Origin of the sequence: Nonomuraea sp. NPDC050478 (assembly GCF_044458265.1) — a bacterium.
Taxonomy (GTDB): Bacteria; Actinomycetota; Actinomycetes; order Streptosporangiales; family Streptosporangiaceae; genus Nonomuraea; species Nonomuraea ferruginea.
In genome coordinates this window covers 7,122-25,474 of sequence record NZ_JBITHT010000004.1, presented here as the reverse complement: position 1 = coordinate 25,474, position 18,353 = coordinate 7,122, and the positions used below count along the sequence as shown (strand labels likewise).

Annotated in this window: 12 protein-coding genes; 10 read left to right on the top strand and 2 right to left on the bottom strand. The window is 69.4% G+C overall.

Annotated elements, in window-relative coordinates; all coding sequences use genetic code 11:
- The first annotated feature begins 275 nt into the window (after positions 1-275).
- From ACIBF7_RS20330 to ACIBF7_RS20295, 8 genes are all read left to right on the top strand, one after another.
- A complete protein-coding gene (locus tag ACIBF7_RS20330) occupies positions 276-1,694 on the top strand; it encodes an extracellular solute-binding protein (RefSeq protein ID WP_397197823.1) in 1,419 nt (472 codons plus the stop codon).
- Between the two features lie 101 nt (positions 1,695-1,795).
- On the top strand, positions 1,796-2,641 hold the full coding sequence (locus tag ACIBF7_RS20325) for a carbohydrate ABC transporter permease (protein ID WP_271279975.1): 846 nt from the start codon (positions 1,796-1,798) through the stop codon (positions 2,639-2,641).
- A complete protein-coding gene (locus tag ACIBF7_RS20320; protein WP_397197822.1) occupies positions 2,641-3,552 on the top strand; it encodes a carbohydrate ABC transporter permease in 912 nt (303 codons plus the stop codon). The genes ACIBF7_RS20325 and ACIBF7_RS20320 overlap by 1 nt, the downstream gene beginning before the upstream one ends.
- The gene (locus ACIBF7_RS20315) at positions 3,552-4,619 is read left to right on the top strand and encodes an ABC transporter ATP-binding protein (RefSeq protein ID WP_148032967.1); all 1,068 of its coding nucleotides are present in this window, start codon (positions 3,552-3,554) and stop codon (positions 4,617-4,619) included. The genes ACIBF7_RS20320 and ACIBF7_RS20315 overlap by 1 nt, the downstream gene beginning before the upstream one ends.
- Complete coding sequence (locus ACIBF7_RS20310; RefSeq protein ID WP_397197821.1) at positions 4,619-5,695, top strand: ABC transporter ATP-binding protein; 1,077 nt, start codon at positions 4,619-4,621, stop codon at positions 5,693-5,695. The genes ACIBF7_RS20315 and ACIBF7_RS20310 overlap by 1 nt, the downstream gene beginning before the upstream one ends.
- A gap of 41 nt (positions 5,696-5,736) precedes the next feature.
- Positions 5,737-7,197 (top strand): NAD-dependent succinate-semialdehyde dehydrogenase, encoded by a 1,461-nt coding sequence (locus ACIBF7_RS20305; protein WP_397197820.1) that lies wholly within the window; start codon positions 5,737-5,739, stop codon positions 7,195-7,197.
- Positions 7,194-7,358 (top strand): hypothetical protein, encoded by a 165-nt coding sequence (locus tag ACIBF7_RS20300; protein ID WP_397197819.1) that lies wholly within the window; start codon positions 7,194-7,196, stop codon positions 7,356-7,358. The genes ACIBF7_RS20305 and ACIBF7_RS20300 overlap by 4 nt, the downstream gene beginning before the upstream one ends.
- A gap of 1 nt (position 7,359) precedes the next feature.
- Positions 7,360-8,595, top strand: a complete 1,236-nt coding sequence (locus ACIBF7_RS20295) for an iron-containing alcohol dehydrogenase (protein ID WP_397197818.1) — start codon at positions 7,360-7,362, stop codon at positions 8,593-8,595.
- A gap of 310 nt (positions 8,596-8,905) precedes the next feature.
- On the opposite strand, the gene ACIBF7_RS20290 is transcribed toward ACIBF7_RS20295, so the two are convergent.
- On the bottom strand, positions 8,906-9,913 hold the full coding sequence (locus tag ACIBF7_RS20290; RefSeq protein WP_397197817.1) for a sugar phosphate isomerase/epimerase family protein: 1,008 nt from the start codon (positions 9,911-9,913) through the stop codon (positions 8,906-8,908).
- A gap of 729 nt (positions 9,914-10,642) precedes the next feature.
- A complete protein-coding gene (locus ACIBF7_RS20285; RefSeq protein WP_397197816.1) occupies positions 10,643-11,062 on the bottom strand; it encodes an ROK family protein in 420 nt (139 codons plus the stop codon).
- A 489-nt stretch (positions 11,063-11,551) separates the two neighbouring features.
- Here ACIBF7_RS20285 and ACIBF7_RS20280 point away from each other — a divergent pair, with 489 nt between their 5' ends.
- The gene (locus tag ACIBF7_RS20280) at positions 11,552-12,829 is read left to right on the top strand and encodes an ROK family transcriptional regulator (protein ID WP_271280270.1); all 1,278 of its coding nucleotides are present in this window, start codon (positions 11,552-11,554) and stop codon (positions 12,827-12,829) included.
- 212 nt (positions 12,830-13,041) lie between these two features.
- Positions 13,042-18,240, top strand: a complete 5,199-nt coding sequence (locus tag ACIBF7_RS20275) for a ThuA domain-containing protein (protein ID WP_345482826.1) — start codon at positions 13,042-13,044, stop codon at positions 18,238-18,240.
- The last annotated feature ends 113 nt before the right edge of the window (positions 18,241-18,353 follow it).

Sequence of the window (18,353 nt, the reverse complement as noted above, 5' to 3'; positions counted from 1 at the left end):
GTCACTCATCGGGGAACCGTCCGCCATCGCTCCGCTTCGATCAGTTGGAGCTTCCATGAGCATGCTCGACGTCCTGCTCGGTTCGCCGCCGGGCCGCACAAGGGCCGAAGGACTTCTCGCCTGCTCAAAGTCCCATCACGTCGCGCCGTACGCGTGACGCCGGCCTGCGGGTCAGCCCCTGCGACAGCCGGCGACACGCCTGGACAACCCAGCAACCGGTCGGCGAAGCACGCAGCAAGGCTCCCGAAGTCCCCGCCCAGAAAGCAGGCAAGAAGATGCGGTATCCCAAGCGAAGAGGACGACTGTCCGTTCCCGGCCGGAAGGTGGGGCTTGCGACGGCGGCCATATTACTGGCCACGACCGTGGCGGCTTGCGGCGGCGGCCAGAACGACAGCGCCCCCAAGGCGCCGGCGACCATCCCGGAGCTCACCAAGGATCCGCTGACCCTCAGCTTCATCTGGTTCGACTGGCCCCCCGCCCACGCGCTGGAAGACTTCGCGAACGCGGAGTACGCCAAGGAGCGGCCGAACGTGACCGTCAAGGTCAAGACCGTGCCGAACGCGAACTGGCACGACGCGATGTTCACCCAGTTCGCCGCGCACAAGACCGACTTCGACATCCCGATCCTGGACTCGCAACACATCGGTGAGGCCGTGACGAACGGCAACATCCTGGACCTCACCGACTTCGTCCGGCAGAACATCGACGTCGAGGCCTACAACCCGTACCTCCTGGCGGCCTACGGCCAGTTCCCCCAGGCGGAGACCGGGAAGCGCGACGAGAACGCCAGCCTGTACGGACTGCCGCTGCTCGGCGACACCTGGACGATGATCTACCGTAAGGACCTGATCGGCGACAAGCCACCGCAGACCTGGGACGAGATGATCTCAGTCGCCGAGAAGTGCCAGGCGGACAACCCCGGCGTCAGCGGGCTGGCTTTCCACCAGGCCAACGGCTCCGACGCCGCGGCCGTCACCTACAACACGGTCAACGGCGTCTACGGCGGCAACCTCTGGAACCCCAAGACGCGCAAGATCGACGGAGTCCTCAACGACGCCGCGGGCCATGAGGCGATGGACGTCCTGGTCAACAAGATGAAGCCGCTGACCGCCAAGGGCTCCGGCAACTGGTTCATCGACGAGGTGAACGCGGCGGTCGCCCAGGGCAAGGCATGCATCGCGTTCAACTGGATCGCCGCGAGCGGCGGCCTGCTCGACCCGAAGCAGTCGACGCTCGGCACCACGCGGGAGGAGATTCTCGGCAAGCTGGGTTTCGCCGCCCTGCCGAGCCAGAAGACGAACCTGGTGCCTCTCGGCGGCATGGGGATGCACGTGTCGGCCTATTCCCCTGAGGCGAACCAGGCGGAGGCCCTGAACTTCATGAAGTGGTTCGAGCAGGCTGACATCCAGAAGAAGTGGGCCGCGGCCGGTGGCGTGCCGTCGCGTACGGACGCCCTGGAGTCGCCCGAGTTCCTCAACGCCGCGCCGTTCAACCAGGTGTACACCGACTCGGTGCCGCGGATGCGGGACATGTGGAATGTGCCCGAGTACGCGCGCCTCGTCGACATCGAGAACACCAACGTGAACGCGGCTCTCAACGGTGCGAAGACGCCGAAGGAGGCGCTCGACGACATCGCCAAGGAGCAGCAGAGCGTGCTCGACTCCAGTGACAGCAAGGGCGGCGGCGGACTGTGAGTGACTCCGCCCCCCTGACGAGCGACCAGCCCGGGCAGGTGGCGTCCGCGACGCCGCCTGCACCGGGCCGGTCCCGCCGCCTGAGCGACCGCGGGCTCGCTGTGGCTTTCACCTCGCCCGCGCTGCTGCTGTTGCTCGCCATGTCGGTGTTCCCGTTGCTGTGGGCGTTGTACCTGTCTTTCACCGACTACTCGGCCACCCGCGGGGGGCCGGCCGATTTCGTCGGGTTCGGCAACTACACCGCCATCCTGGCTTCGGAGCAGGTCCACCTGAGGGCCTTGACGACGTTGATCTACGTGGTCGGCGCGGTCACCCTGCAGACCGTGCTCGGTTTCGCCATCGCCTACCTGATCTCACGGCGCACGCACGGGCGGGGACTGCTGACCACGCTGTTCCTGGTTCCGATGATGCTGTCGCCGGTCGTGGTCGGGCTGTTCTGGCGATTCATGCTCGACGCCCAGTTCGGCGTGATCAACAGCATGCTCGGCTCGCTCGGCCTGGGGCAGGTGGAGTGGCTCACCGGGCAGCGAACGGCACTGATCTCCCTGATCCTGGTCGACACCTGGCAGTGGACGCCGTTCATCATGCTCATCGCGCTCGCGGGCCTCACCGCGGTTCCCAAGTACTTGTACGAGGCCGCCTCGATCGATCGGGCGTCCGAGTGGTTCCGGTTCCGCACCATCACTCTTCCGCTGGTGTGGCCGCTGCTCCTCATCGCCGTGCTGTTCAGGGCCATCGAGGCCTTCCGGCTGTTCGACCTCGTCTACATCCTCACCAGCGGAGGTCCGGGGGTCTCCACCGAGACGTTGTCGTTCCACGTCTACAAGGTCGCGTTCCTGGGCTTCAACACCGGAACCGCCTCGGCGTACGGGATCCTGATGGTCCTCGTCGTCATCGTCCTCACGCAGCTCTACCTGCGCTACTTGAACAAGCTCAAGGAGGACTGATGGCAGTCTCCGTCGACGAGGCCGTGTCCACGCGTCCTGCCCGGGATCGCACGCCCCTCGCGCGCCGCTTCGGCGGCCGGGGCCGCTCCGTGCTGGAGGTCGCGCTGCTGGCCGTGCTGGCCGTCGTGATGCTCTTCCCGGTGCTGTGGATGATCGAGACGTCCATCAAGGAGAACCGGGACGTCTACGCCATCCCGGCCAAGTTCTTCGGCTTCCAGGTCACCCTGGACCATTTCAAGGACGTGTTCGTCGCCTCCGGCGGCGGTCGCTCGACCTTGTCCGTCGCGTTCCTCAACTCCGTCGTGGTCGCCGGGGCCTCCACGGCGCTGGCCACCGTGCTGGGGGTCCCGGCGGCCTGGGCCTACTCACGCTTCGCCGTGAAGGCCAAGAAGGACCAGCTGTTCTTCATCCTGTCCACCCGCTTCATGCCGCCCGTGGTGGTCGTGATCCCGATCTTCCTCATGTACCGCCAAGTCGGGCTCATCGACACCAAGCTCGGCCTGATCCTCATCTACGCCGCGTTCAACGTCCCGTTCACGATCTGGATGATGAAGGGGTTCGTCGACGAGGTGCCCGCGGAGTACGAGGATGCCGCCATGCTCGACGGCTACACCCGATTGCAGGCGTTCTGGCGATTCACCCTTCCCCTGCTCCTGCCCGGCATCGCCGCGACGGCGGTCTTCGCCCTCATCTTCTCGTGGAACGAGTTCGTGTTCGCCATCTTCCTCACCTCCAGCGACAGCGTGCGGACGGCCCCACCCGCCATCGCCGGCCTCATCGGTGGCACCACCGTGGACTGGGGTCTGGTGGCCGCCGCCTCCGTGGTGTTCGCCCTGCCGGTGCTCGTCTTCGCCTACCTGGTGCGCAAGCACCTCGTCGCCGGTGTGACGCTCGGGGCGGTGCGACGCTGATGGCGGGCATCGAGGTGACAGCCCTGCACAAGCGCTACCCGGACGGGACGGTCGCGGTCGATCACGTGGACCTGTCCATCCGCGACGGCGAGCTGTTCGTGATGCTCGGTCCTTCGGGTTGCGGCAAGACGACCACGCTGCGGGCCATAGCCGGCCTGGAGAGGCAGACGACGGGCGACATCCGCATCGGCGACACGCTGGTCAACGACCTGCCGCCCGCCGAGCGCGACATCGCCATGGTGTTCCAGTTCTACGCTCTCTACCCGCATCTGAGAACCCGCGACAACCTGGCGTTCCCCCTGCGGGCCGAGGGACTGCCCAAGGCGGAGGTACGCGAGCGGGTCGACGAGGCCGCCCGGCTGATGCGGCTCGGCCCGCTCCTGGACCGGCGGCCGCGCCGGCTGTCCGGTGGGGAGCAGCAGCGCGTCGCGCTTGCCCGCGCCCTGGTGCGACGGCCGCGCGCATTCCTCATGGACGAACCTCTCACCAATCTGGACGCGGAGCTGAGGGCGGACATGCGCACGGAGATCAAGCACCTGCAGGGGGAGCTGGGGACGACGATGGTCTACGTCACCCACGACCAGGTCGAGGCCATGTCGCTCGGTCACAGAATCGCCATTCTCAACAAGGGCCGCGTCGAGCAGATCGGCACGCCGCTGGAGGTCTACGACCGTCCGGCGAGTCTCTTCTGCGCCGCGTTCATCGGTTCCCCGCCGATGAACCTGATCGAGGTGGAGGTGGCCGACGGGAAGCTGCGCAGCAAGGACGGACTGGTCTTCACGCCACCGCCAGGCCTGCCGCGCGACCGTCGCCTGGTCGCGGGCGTCCGGCCGGAGGCGCTGGAAGTCACAGAACCAGGGGCGGAACGTTCGGTCCCGGCCCGCTTGGTGTCGGCGGAGTGGCTCGGCGACGAAATCATCTACGTGGTCGACCACGGCGGCCGGCACGACGTACGGGTTCGGATGCCACCGACTGTCCGTTTCGCCGCTGACGCGCCGGTCGGGCTGCGGCACATCGGCGGGACCCCGGCGGTCTACGACGTGAGCACGGAAGAGCTGGTGGCCTGATGGGAACCGTGGCAGTGCACGGGCTGCGCAAGTCCTTCGGCAAGGTCCAGGCCCTGGACGGGGTGACGCTGGACGTGCCGGACGGATCGTTCTTCGTCGTGCTCGGCCCCTCCGGGGCAGGCAAGACGACGACCCTGCGAGCGATCGCCGGCCTGGAGAAGCTGGACGCCGGGTCGGTGCATCTGGACGGGAGGGACGCGACCGGTGACACCCCGGCCGCACGCGACCTGGCCATGGTCTTCCAGAACTACGCCCTCTACCCGCGACACACGGCGTACGAGAACATCGCTTCGCCGCTGCGGGCACGCCGCTGTTCGGCGAGTGAGATCGCCACCGCCGTCGAGCGGATCTCGGGCCTGCTGCACATCGAACGTCTGCTGCAGCGCCGTCCGGCGCAGTTGTCGGGCGGCGAGATGCAGCGCGTCGCCCTGGCCCGGGCGCTGGTACGCCGCCCACGCGCGTTTCTCATGGACGAGCCGCTGACGAACCTCGATCTCAAGCTCCGCGTCGAGATGCGCACCGAGCTCGCCCGCATCCACCGGAGCCTCGGAGCGACCTTCGTCTACGTGACCAACGACCAGGTCGAGGCCCTGTCCATGGCCGACCAGGTCGCGGTCCTCAAGGAGGGGAAGGTGCAACAGGTCGGAACGCCGGCCGAGGTGTACGAGCGTCCGGCCAATCAGTGGGTCGCGGGATTCGTGGGGAGCCCGCCGATCAGCCTGCTCCCCTGCCACGCCGAGGGAGATCGTCTGGTCGGGGCGGAAGGCTGGACGCTGCCGCGGCCCCGCTGGACCACGGCTGAGGACGGTCGTCCGCTGCTGCTGGGCCTGCGCGCGGAGGACCTGTCCGTCGAGCAGCGTGGGGACGCGTCGTTGTCAGGTGAGCTCTACGGCCTTGAGCCGCTCGGTGACCGGACGGTGGTCGACGTCCGAGTGGGGACGGAGATCCTCAAGGTCAAGGCACGAGCCACCGTCACCGGTACGCCGGGCGAGCGGCTGCTTGTCACGGTCGACCTGGACCGCGCGCACCTGTTCGACGCGGGCACCGGGCTGGCGCTGTCCGAAGCCGGGCGGTAGTCACGCCGGACAGCACCAGGAACATCACAGGAGGCGACGCAATGAGTGACCCGATGAACGTCCTGGCCCCCGAGCACCGGCGGCTCCGGATCGGCGACGCCTGGCGCGACGCCGCCGGCGGAGCCACCTTCGTCGTCGAGGATCCGGCCACAGGCAAGACCATCGCCGAGGTGGCGGACGCCGACGTCGCCGACGGGCTCGTCGCTCTGGACGCGGCCGCCGAGGCGATGACGGAGTGGGCGGCGACCCCGCCGCGAAAACGGTCAGAATTGTTGACCGCGACGTACCGGGCACTGACCGAGCGATCCGAGGAGGTCGCCCGGCTGATAACGCTCGAGATGGGCAAGCCGCTCGCCGAGGCCCGGGGAGAGGTGGCCTACGGCGCCGAGTTCTTCCGTTGGTTCGCCGAGGAGGCGGTGCGCGTCGAGGGGCGCTACAACACCGCTCCCGCTGGTGGATATCGCATCCTCACCGTGCCGAAGCCGGTCGGACCGTGCGTCTTCGTGACGCCCTGGAACTTTCCGTTGGCCATGGGCGCCCGCAAGATCGCTCCTGCGCTGGCTGCGGGCTGCACGACGATCACCAAGCCGGCGGCCCAGACGCCACTCACCATGCTGTTCCTGGCCCGCATCATGGAGGAGGCCGGAGTTCCCCCGGGCGTCGTCAACGTCGTGACGACCAAGCGCGCCGGCGAGGTGGTCTCAGCACTGCTGGCCGACAGCCGGACCCGCAAGCTCTCGTTCACCGGGTCGACCGAGGTCGGGCGCGTGCTCCTCCGGCAGGCGGCGGGCAACGTGCTGCGCACCTCCATGGAGCTGGGCGGCAACGCGGCCTTGATCGTGTGTGCCGACGCGGACCTGGACGTCGCGCTCGACGGTGCCATGGTGGCCAAGATGCGCAACATCGGGGAATCGTGCATCGCGGCCAACCGCATCTACGTCGAGGAGCCCGTACGCGAGGAGTTCGCGGCGCGCTTCGCCGAGCGGATGGGCGCGCTCTCGATGGGCCACGGTCTCGACGACGGCGTGGACGTCGGGGCGTTGATCGACGAGGCGTCGGTCACCAAGATCGACAAGCTCGTCGCCGACGCGGTCGATCGCGGCGCCCGTGTCTTGGTGGGCGGCGAGCGTCCGGACGGGCCGGGCCACTTCTACCCGCCCACGGTCCTCGTCGACGTGCCCGAGGACGCGCGGATGCTGGCGACGGAGATCTTCGGCCCAGTGGCGCCGATCATCTCGTTCACCTCCGACGACGAGGTGATGGCGAAGGCCAACGACACCGAGCACGGCCTCGTCGGATACGTCTTCACCCGCGACCTCCAGCGGGCGCTCCGGTTCACCGAGGGGCTGGAGACGGGGATGGTCGGTATCAACCGTGGTCTGATCTCGGACCCGTCAGCTCCGTTCGGAGGCGTGAAGCAGTCCGGGATCGGCAAGGAGGGGTCGCACGAGGGCATCCATGAATACCTCGACATCACCTACGCGGCGATCGACCTACCGTGACCGGCCCGCTGCTCCAGGTGCCCGGGGACGCCGTCGGCTCCGCCGGTGCGCGCGCCACGGACGCGGCCGCGGCGGTGGACGGGGCGATCGCCGTCCCGGTCTCGCAGGTGATCTGGACGTCCGTCCAGCACATCACCGCCGACGTTCCAGAGAGGCACTGACATGCTTGAGACCGTCCGCGCACCACGCCAGCTGATCGTGGGCGAAGGGGTCGCGCAGAACATCCCGCGAGTGGTGGCCGAGTGTGGCTCGCGCGTCCTCATCGTGACCGACCGGGTTCTTCTGGGGCAGCCGGGCGTGGCCGAGATCGTGGCCGCCGTGCGGGAGAAGGTCGAAGCCGTCGAGGTGTTCGCCGACGCGAGTCCGGACGTGCCACTCGCCGATGTCGCCCTGGCCGTCTCGGTCGCCGCAGAGGTGGACGCCGACGCCATCCTCGCCATCGGCGGTGGCACGGTGATCGACCTCGCCAAAATCGTCGGCGTCATCCGGTGCCATGGTGGGACGCCGCGCGACTTCTACGGCGAGTCGAAGGTGCCCGGGCCGACGATTCCTCTCGTCGCGGTCCCGACGACGTCAGGCACCGGCTCCGAGCTCACGCCCGTCTCGGTGCTGACCGACCCTGACCGCGAGCTGAAGGTGGGGGTCTCCAGCGTCCACATCGTGCCCGACTTCGCCATCGTCGACCCCGAGCTCACCTACACCTGCCCGGCGACCGTCACTGCCCACTCCGGCATCGACGCGTTCTGCCACGCGGTGGAGAGCTACACCGCGCGGCCCCGGGCCCACGGACCACGCGACCCGGTGGAGCAGGTCTTCCTCGGCCGCAACTCGATCACCGATCACTACGCGCTCCTGGCCGCGGAGCGGATCGCCCGCAGCCTGCCCCATGTCGTCAGGGACGGAGGCGACAAGGAAGCGCGCGCGGACATGTCCTACGGGTCCATGCTGGCCGGGCTCGCGTTCTCCCACGCGGGCAACGCGGCTCCGCACGCCCTCCAGTACCCCATCGGCGCCGCCACCCACACACCGCACGGCCTGGGCGTCGGGCTGCTGCTGCCCTACGCGCTGGACGCGGCCAGGGACGCCGTCGGCGACCGGTTGGCCATCCTCGCCGAGGTGTGCGGGCTCGATGTGACCGACGCCTCGGACGCCGAGGCCGCAGATGCGTTCCTCACCTGGCTCGACGGGCTCCTTGCCGACATCGGCATCCCCGCCACCTTGGCGGACATCGGCGTGGCACGCGCTGACCTCCCGCGCTTCGCGGAGATGGCCAGTGGTGTCACCCGCTTGATCCAGAACCATCCAGGCCCGACCGACACCGCCAGCCTGACCGCGATCCTCGAAGCGGCCTGGCTCGGGGACCGAAACCGACACGTCCTGACTACGGAGGATAAATAGTGACAGGCCTTTAATGTGAAGTATCGAGAATTGTCAGCGATGCCTTAACGGGAGCCCTCTATTCTCAGGCATGGCGCGCGGCCGCATGCCCACCCGGCCGGCCAAGGCGCAAAAGCCATAATGGCCACCGTGCTATTTCGCTCATGACGTATGGATGCCCGAAAATCGGCCGCAGAGGTCGAAGGCGGCGGAGATTCCGGTCTTGCGGCCATCCACTCGCGCGTCGAGCAGCGTCTGCACGGGAACGGAGAGCGTGCGGATCTCCGCCGGGGCGGCGGCCACCTGCGGCCGTCGCCCCGGCGTAACGGCGTCACTCGGAGGAGAAGGCGGCGTCGAAGGCGGCGGCCGGCGGGGTGATGGCGTTGAGCGAGCGGATGTAGGCGAGGGATTCCGGCGCGCCGTGCAGCCGGTCCATGCCCGCGTCCTCCCACTCGATGGAGATCGGGCCGTCATAGCCGATGTGGTTGAGCGCCCGGAAGCACGCCTCCCACGGCACGTCGCCCCGGCCGGTGGACACGAAGTCCCAGCCGCGCCTGGGGTCGGCCCAGGCCAGGTGGGAGGACAGGCGGCCGCGCCGTCCGTCGCGGGTGGCGACGCGGGCGTCCTTGCAGTCCACGTGGTAGACGCGGTCGGCGAAGTCGAGGATGAAGTTCGCCGGGTCCAGGTCCTGCCACACCATGTGTGAGGGGTCCCAGTTCAGGCCGAAGGCCGGCCGGTGCCCGATGGCCTCCAGCGTGCGCACCGTCGTGTGGTAGTCGTAGGCGATCTCGCTGGGGTGCACCTCGTGGGCGAAGCGCACGCCGACCTCGTCGAAGACGTCGAGGATCGGGTTCCAGCGGTCGGCGAAGTCGGCGTACCCCGCCTCGATCATGGACGGGGGCACCGGTGGGAACATCGCCAGCGTGTGCCAGATCGACGAGCCGGTGAAGCCGACGACGGTGTCGACGCCGAGCGCGCGGGCGGCCCTGGCGGTGTTCTTCATCTCCTCGGCGGCGCGCTGCCGCACGCCTTCCGGCTCGCCGTCGCCCCAGATGCGGGCGGGCAGGATGCCCTTGTGGCGCTCGTCGATGGGGTGGTCGCAGACGGCCTGGCCGACGAGGTGGTTGGAGATCGTCCACACGCCGAGGTTGTACTTGGCCAGGGTCTCCTTCCTGCGTTCGACGTAGGAGTCGTCCGCGACGGCCTTGTCGACCTCGAAGTGGTCGCCCCAGCAGGCGATCTCCAGGCCGTCGTAGCCCCATTCGGAAGCCAGTCGGCAGACCTCCTCGAACGGCAGGTCCGCCCACTGCCCGGTGAACAACGTGATCGGTCTCGTCATGAATCCTCCACCATCGTGAAGCGGCTGCCTCAGCCGCACTCTGCTCGACGGCCGCCGGCACGCGCCGCACCCGCAGGCCGTCCTCTAAGGACGGGGAGGGGCCGGCGCCGGCGGCGATCGTCTCCAGGAAGTCCTTCGTCTCGTGGACGAAGGCGTGCTCGTACCCGAGTCCGTGGCCGGACGGCCACCGGGCGCCCGAGTACGGGTGGTCCGGCTCGGTGACCTGCACCCGCCTGAACCCTTGCTCGGCGCTGCCGAGGGGGTGGTCGTGGCCACAGGTCGTGCACGGCCTCGAAGCCGGAGGTCAGGCTGCCCAGGGCGGGTGGCGATGCCGTGACGCATCGCCGCGGCCGGCGGGGCCGGCCGTACGGGGGAGGCGTCGAGCACGCCGGGGAACTGCTTGACGATTCCCCGCATCACGAGCAGGGACGAGGAGCCGGATGCTGACCGCGGCACAGGGCCTCCTCGGTTCGGTGGGGCCGTGCCCCGCCCGCCTGACGGCACCGGTTGGCACCGCCGCGATGGCACCGAGGTCGGCGTCGACGGTGCCGCTGCGGCTCTGGCGGCCGATCAGGCGGGCGGGACGTTCTGGGGCGGAAGGGCACGGGAAAGGCATGGGAAAGGCATGGGAAAGGCATGGGAAAGGCACGGTGGGCAGGGACACGGCGGCGTCCGTCCGCCGGACGGCATGCGCCGTGGCCGCGGCACGCGGAAGGTGCGGAACAGCGATCAGGCGGGCGGAAGGTGCGGAGGACGGGGGCGGGTCAGGGCGTGCGGATCTCCGTCGGCTCGGCGCTGCTCGATCTCGGCCAGGCGCTCCTCCGTGTCGCGGACGACCTGCGGGCCGGTGCCGTACGGGCGGTCCGGGGTGGCCGTGCCCACCAGCGCGGCCGGCCCGACCTCGGTCTCCCGGCAGCAGAGGCGGCCGCAGCGGCACCGTTCGCCGGACGGATCGATCATGGCATGGCCGATCCCCGCGAACCCGTCCGCTCCGCCCAGGAGCCGGCCGCCGGAGATGACGACGCCACCGACGCCCACCTCGGCGGTGAGGCAGGCAAGGTCGGGGATGCCCGTCGCGACGCCCGAGGTGTACTCGGCGATGTGGTCGACGTTGACCTCCACGCCCAGGGAGCCGCCTAGGGCGAGCACGACACCCGGGAGGCCGACGGAGCCCGCGCGCTGAGGGCCCCGTCTCGTTGACGGGGCTGGTGACGGTGGCCTTGTTCAGCCTGGTCGCGACGGTGACGGCCGGCAGGGAGCACGGGTTGTTCGCGCTCACATGACGCGGCGCGAGGGCGGGGGTGGGGCGCATGGTGGCCTGGTCCGCGGGGGCTCCCGCGGGTCCGTCGCGACTCGCCGAGTCGGTCGCGTGGCGATCGCCCAGGTTGTGGTCCACGCTCCTCCTCGATCAGTGCGGATGGCTAGCCGAATTAAAGGGGCCGACCTCTGATGACACAAGAGGGAAACCGGTTGCAATGTGTGTAACGTTCCGATAACTGGCACCGGAGTGGTCGCTGAAATGCGGGGATTTCGGCGATGCCAACTCGTTACGGATGTGAGGGGTGCACATTCCTGCATCCGCGTGTTACAACTGCAATTAATTGATGTCAAAGATAAACAAAGGGGCGGGTGGTACCCATGACGTACAAGCCGCCCAACCGTGCTCCGGGCGGCGCTCCGCCGGCGGGTCTCGCCGCGCTGCGCCGGGCCAACCTCTCCCTGGTGCTGCGCGAGCTGCGCGACCACAAGTCCCTGTCCCGCGCCCACATCGCCGAGGCGACCGGGCTGCACCGGGCCACCGTGTCCAACCTCATGGCCGAGCTCCTCGAACGGCGTCTGGTACGCGAGGTCGGCGTCGAGCACGTCGGCGCGGTCGGCCGCCCCAGACGGGCGGTCGCGCTGCACGGCGCGCACGTCGGCGCCCTCGGCATGGAGATCAACGTCGACTACATCGCGGTCCACGGCACCGACCTCAGCGGCCGGATCCTGGTCGAGCGCCGGGTCGTCCACGACGCCATGGGCAGCGGCCCGGACAGCGCCGTGCGCCGGCTCGGGCTCGTGGCCAAGGAGGCCGTGGAGGCCATGCGGCGGGCCGGAGCGTCGCCCGCCGGCATCGTGGTGGCGGTCCCCGGGCTCGTGGACGTGGTACGCGGCGTCGTGACGCTCGCGCCGAACCTCTACTGGCACGACCTGCCGCTGGCCGACCAGCTGAGCTCCCTGCTGAGCCCGCTGCGCGTGCCCGTGCGGGTGGACAACGACGCGAACCTCGCCGCGCTGGCCGAATACACCTCCGGCGTCGCCGCCGGCACTCCGTACCTGGTGTATCTCACCGGAGAGGTCGGGGTCGGCGGCGGCATCATCCTGGGCGGCGAGCTCCTGCGCGGCGCGGACGGATTCTCCGGCGAGGTCGGGCATCTGCAGGTGGACCCGAACGGCGCCCAGTGCGGCTGCGGCCGCATCGGGTGCTGGGAGACCAAGGTCGGCCTGGCCGCGCTCGTCCGCGCGGCCATGCCCGAGCAGGCCTACGGGCTGCCCGGCATGCCGATGCCCGACCCCGGCGAACGGGTGGCCGACCTCGCCAGGGGCCTGGCCTCCGGCGACCGGCGAATGACGACGGCGGTGGCGCAGGTCGGCGAGTGGCTCGGGCTCGGCGGCTCGATCCTGGCCAACCTGTTCAACCCGCGCGTGATCGTCATCGGCGGCTACTTCGCCTCGCTGGCGCAGTGGCTGCTGCCGCATGCGCAGGATCAGCTGCAACGGCTCGTGGTGGCCGCTCCCGCCGCCCAGTGCCGGTTCGTCGCCTCCACTCTCGGCTTCGGCGCCGCCTCTCGCGGCGCCGCCAGCATGGTGGTCAGCGACATCATCGACGACCCGACGACGATCATGGATTCATCGCCCCGGCCGGTACCTCACTGACGGCCCCACATGCCTGGAGACGGCACCCTCCAGCACCCCGCACCATCCGCTACCCACCAAGTGGCAACAGCGCGGCGGCGCGCGCCTTTGCCTGACGTCCCCCCGGTCAGGAAGGGTTTTCCATGTCACCACGTCATCGAACGTGGGCCAGGCTGCTCAACGCGGTCCTGCCAGCACGCGGACGACGCCCGAGGCGCCGGACCGTGACGACGATGGCCTTGGCCCTCGTCGCCCCCTTCGTCACCCTCCTCGCGGCGCCCGTGAGCGCCGAGGCCGCCACGGCGGCCGAGCCCGCGTTCAAGGTGCTCGTCTTCTCGAAGACGACAGGCTTCCGGCACGACTCGATCCCCGAGGGCATCGCGGCCGTGCAGAAACTCGGCGAGGAGAACAACTTCGCGGTCGACACCACCGAGGACAGCGCGCTGTTCACGGACCAGAACCTGGCCCAGTACCAGGCCGTGGTCTTCATGTCCACGACCGGTGACCCGCTGGGCACGCAGGACCAGAAGGACGCCTTCCAGCGCTACATCCAGAACGGCGGTGGCTTCGTCGGCGTCCACGCCGCCGCCGACAGCGGCTACGACTGGGCCTGGTACGGCAAGCTGGTCGGGGCGTACTTCAAGTCGCACCCGGCGATCCAGCAGGCCACGGTCAAGGTCGAGGATCCGGCGCACCCGTCCACGAAGGACCTGCCGGCGACCTGGACCCGTACCGACGAGTGGTACGACTACCAGGCCAACCCGCGCGGCACGGTGCACGTGCTGACGTCGATGGACGAGAAGTCCTACACCGGCGCCACGATGGGCGCCGATCACCCGAACACCTGGTGCCACGACTACGACGGCGGCCGTTCCTGGTACACCGGGCTCGGCCACCTCAAGGAGAACTACAGCGAGCCCAACTTCCTGAAGCTGCTCCTCGGCGGCATCCAGACCGCCGCCGGCGCGGTCAGGGCCGACTGCTCGGCCTCGCAGAGCAGCAGCTTCGAGAAGGTCACGCTCGACGACAACACCTCGAACCCGATGATGGTGGACGTCGCCGAGGACGGCCGGGTCTTCTACATCGACCGGCTCGGCGATGTCAAGATCATCAAGCCGTCCGGCGGCACGGTGACGGCGGCGCGGCTGGACGTCTTCACCGCCAACGAGAGCGGCCTGCTCGGGCTCACGCTCGACCCCGACTTCGACACCAACCACTGGATGTACCTGTTCTACTCGCCCACCGGGACGAACGTCGACAGGCTGAGCAGGTTCACCGTCACCGGCGACACCCTGGACCTGGAGAGCGAGACGCGGATCCTCGACGTCCCGGTCCAGCGGGCCGAGTGCTGCCACCACGGCGGCGGCATGGTCATGGACCCCCGGACCGGCGATCTGTGGCTGGGCACGGGCGACAACACCAACCCGTTCGCCTCCGACGGCTACACGCCGATCGACGAGCGGTCCGGCCGCGCAAGCTGGGACGCCCAGCGCACCTCGGGCAACACCAACAGCCTCAGCGGCAAGCTGCTGCGGATCCACCCCGAGCCCGACGGCACCTACACCATCCCGTCCGGCAACCTCTTCCCGCCGGGCACGGAGAACACCAAGCCGGAGATCTACGGCATGGGCTTCCGCAATCCGTTCCGCATCGGCCTGGACCCGAAGACGGGCCACATCATGCTCGGCGAGTACGGCCCCGACGCCGGTTCGGCGAGCGCCACCCGGGGCCCGCAGAACACGGTCGAGTGGAACATCGTCTCCGAGCCGGGCAACTACGGCTGGCCCTACTGCGTCGGCGACAACACCCCGTACATCGACTACGACTTCGCCACCCAGCAGTCGGGGGCGCCGTTCAACTGCGCCGCGCCGGTCAACGACTCCCCGAACAACGACGGCCTCACCGACCTGCCCACGATGGTGCCCGCGACGATCTGGTACCACTACGCGGCCGACCCGCAGAACTTCCCGGAGCTGAGGGGCGGCGCGCCGATGGGCGGCCCGGTCTACCGCGCCGACCCGGACCTGCAGTCGGACGTGAAGTGGCCGGCGTACTGGGACGGCAAGGCCGTGTTCGGCGAGTGGAACAACGACCAGGTGTGGTCGTTCCAGCTCGACGAGAGCGGCACCGAGCTCGTGGAGATGAACCGCATCCTCGGCTCCCTGTCGTTCAAGAAGCCGATGGACATGAAGTTCGGCCCCGACGGCGCGCTGTACATGATCGAGTGGGGCTCCGGCTTCGGCGGCGACAACGCCGACTCCGGCATCTACCGGATCGATTACATCAAGGGCACCCGCCCGCCGATCGCCCGTGCCACGGCGGACAAGACGGACGGGCCGCTGCCGCTGGCCGTCACGTTCTCCAGCGAGGGCAGCCGGGACCCGGACGACGAGCCGCTCACGTTCGCGTGGGACCTCGACGGCGACGGCGACACCGACTCCACTGACCCCAACCCCTCCTACACCTACGAGGAGGGCGGCGACTACAACGTGGTCCTGACCGTCACGACCCCCGGCGGCAAGACCGCCACCGCCAGTGTCGCGATCAGCGCGGGCAACACCCGTCCCACCGTCACGGTGGACCTCCCGCCGAACGGCGCCTTCTTCGAGTTCGGTGACCAGGTGAAGTTCAAGGTGACCGCCACCGACCCCGAGGACGGCACGATCGACTGCGACAAGGTGCAGATCCAGGCGATCCTCGGTCACGAGAGCCACGGCCACCCGCTCGACCAGCACACGGGCTGTGAGGGCACCCTGCAGACCCAGCAGGCCGGCCACGGCGAGTACGACAACCTCTTCTACGTGATCGAGGCCAGCTACACCGACGAGGGGGCCAACGGCGCCAAGCCCCTGACCGGGCGGGGCGAGACGCTCCTGCAGCCCAAGCGCAAGCAGGCCGAGCACTTCACGCAGACCGGCCGGGTGGCCGACGGCGTGGGCACCGACACCGCGGGTGTCCAGGCCGAGACCACGAGCGACCCGCAGGGCGGCAATCAGCACATCGGGTTCGTCCAGGACGGCGACTGGTGGTCGTTCGACCCGGTGAACCTGTCGAACGTCACCGCGCTCCGGTTACGCGCCTCCTCGGGCGGCGCCGGCGGCACCGTCCAGGTCAGGGCGGGTGACCCCGAGACCGGCACGCTGGTCGGCTCGGCCGAGGTGACGCCCACCGGCGGCTGGCAGACGTTCACCGACGTCACGCTCGACGTGACCGGCGCGCCGGCGGAGAGCGGACCGCTGTACTTCGTCGTGCGTAAGCCGGCGAGCGCGGCGAACGACGCCTACCTGGCGAACTTCAACTGGGTGGACTTCGTCGGCAAGGGCGCCACGGACAACCAGCGTCCGGTCGTGACCGCGACGGCGACACCGGCGACGGGCGTCGCCCCGCTGACGGTCGACTTCGAGGCGACGGCCACCGACCCGGAAGGCGACCCGATCGCCTACAAGTGGAACTTCGGCGTGAACGGCGCGCCGGAGCCCACCACGGCCGAGGCGAGCCACACCTACACCGCGCCGGGCACCTACACGGCCGTGGTGACCGTGTCCGATGACAAGGGCGCGTCGGCCACCGCGCAGGTCCAGGTCAAGGTGGACGCGCCGGCCGCGGTGTGCTTCACCGGACGTTCCGACGACTTCCTGGGCGACCAGCTCGACCGGGACCGCTGGTCGGTCATCAGGGAGAACCAGGACCTCAGGGTCGCCGACGGCAAACTGGTGATCCCGACCTCGACCACCGACATCTACAGCACGGGTGGCAACACGCCGAACATCGTGGTGCAGCCGGCGCCGTCGGGCGCCTGGACCGCCACCGCCAAGCTCACGCTGGACGCGCGGGACGCGTACCAGCAGGCGGGTCTGATCATCTACGGCGACGACGACAACTACGCCAAGATGGTGCTGCAGGCGCGCTCCACCTCGGGTCCGAACCACGCCGACCGCATCTTCCAGTTCATCCGGGAGGAGAACGGCAGCCCCAACGAGGTGTCGCAGAGCAATACGGCCACTCTCGGGGACGCCTACCCCGACACGGTGTACGTGCGGTTCATCAGCGACGGAACGAACATCACCGCCCACTACTCCGCCGACGGCACCACGTTCACCGCGATGCCGCAGACCAAGCCGCTCGCCGGGATCACCGACCCGAAGATCGGCCTGATCTCGCTGGCGGGGGCCAACCACCCGGTGGTGGACGCGTCCTTCGACTGGTTCCACATCACGCCGGACGACAGTGCGACCGGGCCGGACCCGAACGACGAGTTCGACGGCACCGCGCTCGACGCCTGCCGCTGGACCGCGATCGTGCGCCCCGACGCCACGGCGATGCGCGTGAGCGACGGCAAGCTGGAGCTCGACACCACGACAGGTGACATCTACGGGACCGACAACACCGGCCCGGAGAACCTCATCCTGCAGCCGGCCCCGAGCGGCGACTGGACGCTGGAGACCAAGGTGGACGCCTCGGCACTCAACGAGCAGTACCAGCAGGGCGGCCTCATGGTGTACACCGGCGACGACGACTACGTGAAGCTCGACTTCCTCACCACCAACGCGGCCGGGTCGACAGTGGCGCGGAGCATCGAGCTGCGCAGCGAGGTCGGCGGCACCGTGCAGAGCCCGCAGCCACAGGTGAACAACCTCACCACCGGCATCTGGTGGCTGCGGCTCAAGAAGGAGGGCGACACCTACTCCGGGTCCTACTCCGCCGACGGCGAGACCTGGACCGAACTGTCCGCCGCGGTGCAGAACAGCGCGGTGGCCACCGGCGCCAAGGTCGGCGTGTACACGATCGGCACCAACCAGTCGGCGTCGAAGAAGGTCACGTTCGACTACTTCCGCCTCACCAAGGCGGCGGCCGAGGACAAGACCGCGCCGGTGACGACGGCGACGACCGATCCGGAGGAGCCGGCGGGCGGCACGTTCACCGGCCCGGTGTCGGTCACGCTGCAGGCCACCGACGAGGACGGCGGCAGCGGGGTCGACAGGACCGAGTACCAGCTCGACGACGGCGACTGGACCGCCTACACCGGACCGGTCACCGTGACCGGCGACGGGCAGCACGAGCTGCGCTACCGCTCGGCCGACAAGGCGGGCAACGTCGAGGAGGCCAAGACGCTGACACTGACGATCTCGGCGTCCACGCCGCAGGTCGACCTGACGGTCTCCGCCTCGTCCCGCTGCATCGGCACCTCGGCGTACGTGGCGGTCACGGCCGTCAACGGCTCCGACGTGCCGGTGACGGTGACGCTGACCACCCCGTTCGGCTCGAAGACCGTGGCCGACGTGACCCCGGGCAAGCAGGCGTACCAGTCCTTCAACAGCCGGGCCGGGCAGATCGACGCCGGCACGGTGACCGTGAAGGGAGTCGCGACGATCGGCGGCGAGCAGGTCACCTCGTCGTACGACGCCGACTACCCGGCGCTCAGCTGCCGCTGACCGCACCGGCGGTGACCACTGTCCGCGCGACCGTGGTCACCGCCCCCAGCAGAACCGGGGCCGGCCGGCCCGAGGGGCCGCCCGCCCCCCCCCCCCCCCCGGGGGGCCACGAC